Consider the following 5,021-nt stretch of genomic DNA (forward strand, 5'->3'; position numbering starts at 1 on the left):
GGGCAGCCAGGGCCGGCTGCAGCGCCTTGACCTGCGCACCGGTGCGAGCAGTGCGCATCTTGACCTGCCCCATGCCGGCCCCAGCGCGCAGCCGGTGGGCATGGCAGAGGATCGGCAGCAGCGGCTCTGGATCGCCAGTGCCGGGCAGTTGACGCGCTACGATCCTGCGCGCGGGGAGGTGCGTCGATGGTCGCTGGGCGGGTCATCCAACGACGCGGGCGCGCACCTGCAGACCTGTCCGGATGGCACGGTGTGGGTGGCCGGCAGCGGCCAGATCCAGCACTGGTCAGCGCAGGGCCGGCGACAGCTGGCGCAGGCCCCCGGCACCCTGGGCCTGAGCGCGTCGATGTCGGGACGGCAGCTGTTGTGCAGCCGGGACGGTGTGCTGTGGGCGACCGATCGCGACGGGCTCAAGACATGGGATACATCCCGCGGCCGCTTCGTGGCCGCCGAACGCACCGGCAGTGCGGTGGCGGCCATGGCCGAGGCCGACGATGGAAGCCTCTGGCTCAGCCGTCAGGACGCGCTGGAACAGCATCGCTGGGATGGACGCGTGCTGCACCGGCTGCGCCGGTTCGATGCTGCGCAGGGCTACCCGCTGCTGCGCGCAGAGGCGTTGGTGGTGGATGGCCAGGGCATCGTGTGGGCCGGTGCCGCGCGCGGCATGGTGCGGCTGGACCCGGAGCGAGGCCGGGTGCGCGTGCTGGGCAGCGCCGACGGCCTGCCGGTGCAGGAAGTCCTTGCGCACCGCCTGGTACGGCTGGGCACCGGGGTGCTGGCCGCGGCCGTGCGCGAGGGCGGGCTGCTGCTGATCGAGCCCGCGGCCGTGGTCGAACAGGGGCCGACGCCGGTACTGGTGGTCAACGCGGTCCGGGTCGAGCGCAATGGCACGCCGTTGACGGTGCGCACCGATGCGGCGACGGTGCCGTTGGCCAGCAGCGACCGCAACATCCAGGTCGCAGTCAATCTACTGGGCCCGGGCGATGCCGATCGCATCCAGCACCGGTTCCGTCTGCAAGGCCATGACCCGGACTGGGTGGAGACCGGCCCGGTGGCACTGCGCACCTTTGCGCGCCTGCCGGCCGGCGAGCACCGTCTGGCGGTACAGGCACGGCACGGCGACGGTGGGTGGTCGGCCCCGGCCGAGCGGCTGCTGCAGGTGGCGCCGGGGTGGTGGGAGACGGCGGCAGGCCAAGGCGTAGCGCTGCTGACCGCGGCGCTGGCGGTGGTCCTGCTGGGAAGGCTGGTCACCTACGCACTGCGGCAGCGCGCCGCCTTGCGCGAGGCACGCATGCAGCGCTGCCTGGCCGAACAGGCGTCGGCGCGCCGCACGCGCTTCCTGGGGCGTCTTGGCAGGCGCATCCGCATTCCGATGACGATCATCGCCGGCTGGAGCGAACTGCTGCTGCAGGGGCCGCTACCGCAGCCGCAGCGTGCACGGGCCGACAGCCTGCGCCGCGCGGGGCTGCACCTGGTGCAGCTGGTGGACGATGCCCTGGACCTGGCCAGCATTGAAGCCGGGCGTCTGCAGCTGGACCACGTGGCGTTTTCGCCGGTGGTGCTGCTGCATGAACTCCATGCGTTGATGGCGCCCGTGGCCGATGCCAAGCACGTGCAGCTGCACTGGAGCAGTCGTCTGGATCCGCAGCGGTGGCTGCTGGGCGACCCCCGGCGGTTGCGCCAGATACTGCTCAACCTGGTCGGCAATGCGGTGAAGTTCACCGCGCAGGGACGCGTCGAGGTATCGATACAGGCCGGCCCGCAAGGGCAGGGCCTGCACCTGGTGGTGGCCGACACAGGGCCGGGCATGACCGCCGCGCAGGTGCAGCGGTTGTTCCAGCGCTTCGAGCAGGCCGATGGAGCCGCGACGATGGCCCGCCACGGCGGCAGCGGCCTGGGCCTGGCGATCAGCCGTGAACTGGCCCAGGCGATGGGGGGCGACATCACGGTGGACAGCCGGCCCGGGCTGGGGACCCGTTTCGAGGTGCAGCTGCCCCTGGCAACCACGTCGCAGCCGACAACCGCGCCTGCCACGCACGCGGGAGCCGGCGGGGCGGTTCTGGTCGGGACAACGGTCCTGCTGCTGTTGGCGGATCCGGACATCGCCGACGTCGTTGCGGCGCTTCTGCGCGCGCAGGGGTGTCGGGTGGTCGTGGGATGCGACGATCCGAGGGCCCTGCCAGGCGGGCCGGCGGTGTCCTGGCAACTGATCGCAACCGACCCGGACCTGCGGATGGGCGATGTGCTGGCCGGGACGTGGCTGGCGCAACGCTGGCCGGGAGTACCGCGACTGGCGTTGACCCCACGTGCCGATGCCGACGCAGAACGCGATGCGATGGCGGCCGGCTTCACTGCCTTCGTCCGCCTGCCACTCGGCGATGCCGCGCTGCGTGCGGCGCTGCTGCAGTGCCGGGCAGTGCGATGAGGCGCCGGTTGGCAGGGCGGACCCTGGCGCTGTTGCTGCTGGCATCGATCGCCTCGGCAGCGGCGGCGCGCGTGCCCGAGGCTGCCCGTGTGACGACGGCCGATGGTCTGCCTTCCAACGCCGTGCACCAGGTTGTGCAGGATCGGCAGGGGTATCTGTGGTTTGCCACCGACGACGGGCTGGCGCGTTTCGACGGGCGCCAGTTCCGCCTCTGGCGCCGCGAGCAGGGATTGGCCGACAACGTGTTGCCCAGCCTGGCCGTGGACGCCCAGGACCAGCTCTGGATGGGAACCGGCTACGGCACGCTGATGCGGATGTCGGCCGACCGCAGCCGGATCGACGGGTTTGGTGGCGCCGGCCACCCGGCCCTGGCCGGGGTGCCGATCAGCGCAGTGCTGCCTGACGTAGAAGGCGGGGTGTGGTTCGGTACCCGTGGCGCCGGCCTGTTCCGCTTGGACCGTCAGCAGCGTCTCCGGCAGTTCCTGCCGACGCTGCGCGATGACGGCGTGCCGGCCGGCGATGTCGGGCATTTGGCGGTCGATGATCGTGGCGTGCTCTGGATAGGCACCTCGCAGGGATTGGCCTGTTGGCAGGCCGGGCGCTTCCATCGCCCGCCCGATCCACGCGTGGCGCACGCGGCGGTCCTTGGATTGAACCAGGACAGCGCAGGCGTGGTGTGGGTAAGCACGGCCCTGGGCCAGTGGCATGGCACCGCGTGCAGCGCGCTGCAGGCCGCCCCCGTCCCTGCCCAGCGTCGCCTGTTGGGCATCGGTGGCGATGGCGCGCACTGGCTGGCCGAACCCGGTCGGATCTGGCACCAGCCAGTGGATGGCGGCGCGGCGACCCCCGTGTCGTTCGCCATGGCCGGGCGCGGCGCGCCCCCGAGCCTGCGGGGCGCCTTCGAAGATCGGAATGGCGGCGCGTGGCTGCTGGGACGCCATCTGGGGCTGTGGCGCCTGCCACCGCGATGGTCACGGTTCACGCGACGACAGGCGCCCGCAGGGCAGGTGGGGCTGGACGGTTTTCTGCCCGCGTCGGCGCGGACAAGCGAGGAGCTGGCCTGCAACGACGCGCGCTACTGGCGCCTCCACGCCGGCATGCTGGAGGGCCGCGGACCGGCGCGGCGTCGGCAGGTGCGCTGGCCGCTGCAGGGGGCCGGGCAGGCACCGCTGCGCGGGCCCGTGTCGCTGCACTGTGCAGGCGACGGCGGCGTCTGGCTGGGCAGCCGCGAGGGGTTGATGCGCTGGAGCGGCGCGCAGCTGCAACCTGTCGCCGGTGCACCCACGGCAATCACTGCATTGCACGTTGCCGCCGATGGGCACCTGTGGGTGGCCAGCATGGGCGCACTTCATCGCTACCAATGGCATGACGGGCGCCTGCAGCGCAGCCTGCGTCTGGATGAGCGCGATGGCGTGCCGGCACAGGCGGTGAATGCATTGGCCACCGACGCCGATGGCGCGCTGTGGGGCGTTTCCAGCCATGGCCTGCTGCGGGTCGCACCTCCCTGGAATGCGCTCCGTGTGTTCACGCGCGATGACGGCATCCCGGCCGCCCTGCTGAAGGCACGCCTGCAGGCGCAGGGGCGGCAGATGCTGGCCATCGACGCCGACGGCGCGATCGCGTTCGACCCTGCGCTTCTGGCGCGCCCGGCCACGCCGTCGTCGCTGGTGATCGAGCGGGTGCAGGTGCGCCGGGACCAGCGCCTGCTGACGCTGCCACCGGCGGCGTCGCTGCAGCTGCGGGCAGAGGATCGTGACATCCAGATCACCGCCAGGGTCCTGTCCGCCCAGCTCGACCCGGGCCAGCAGTATCGTTTCCGCCTGCGTGATGGCGCACGTGGATGGCACCGCACCCGCAGCCGTGGCACGGTGGATTTTCCGAAGCTGGCACCGGGTCGGCATGTACTGGAGTACCAAGAGCGTAGCGGCGAGGGGCGCTGGTCGGCGGTGCACACCCTGGTACTGGAGGTGCAGCCCGATGGCTGGCAGTACCGGCAGCCATCCGTTGCGCACGCCGCCAGCGTGGTCGGGGTGCTGGGGTTGCTGGCCTGGCTGGGCGGGCGCAGCCTGTCGCGGTCGCGCGCGCGCCGCGCCACGGCGCAGCGGCACGCATGGGCACAGCAGTCGGCGCAGGCCAAGGCGCACTACCTGGCCACGTTCGGGCACGAAGTGCGTACGCCGTTGACGGGCGTGCTGGGGATGACCGAACTGCTGCTGGCCTCGCCGCTGGATGCGCAGCAACGGCGTCGGCTGCAACGGATCGATCGCGGGGGGCGGCAGTTGCTGGCCATCGTCAACCAGGCGCTGGATGACGCCCGCATGGATGCGGGCCGGTTGCCACTGCAGTGCCGCGAGGTTGAATTGCCCGCGTTGCTGCAGCGCTGGCGGCAGAGCGCGCAGCTGGACCTGTGCGCGCAGGGCAGCAGCCTGGCGGCATGCGTTGACCTGCCCGGTGCAGCGCGCGTGCATACCGATCCCGAGCGCGTGCAGCAGGTGCTGCAGCGGGTAGTGGATGTCATGGTGCAGACGCTGGGCGCGTGCAGGATGTCGTTCCGTGCCAGCTGGTTGCCAGGGCGCAGTGGCGTGCTGGTGGATAT

The 5,021-nt window shown here is 71.9% G+C and carries 2 protein-coding genes; both read left to right on the forward strand.

From position 1 onward, the window contains the following. On the forward strand, positions 1-2,425 hold a 2,425-nt coding region (locus DBR34_RS21815; RefSeq protein ID WP_219928291.1), incomplete at its 5' end, for an ATP-binding protein. Between the two features lie 8 nt (positions 2,426-2,433). After that, positions 2,434-5,021: two-component regulator propeller domain-containing protein (locus DBR34_RS13505; RefSeq protein WP_181394002.1), on the forward strand; the 2,588-nt coding region annotated here is incomplete at its 3' end.

Source organism: Stenotrophomonas sp. HMWF003 (genome assembly GCF_003061285.1).
Lineage (GTDB): Bacteria > Pseudomonadota > Gammaproteobacteria > Xanthomonadales > Xanthomonadaceae > Stenotrophomonas > Stenotrophomonas maltophilia_AP.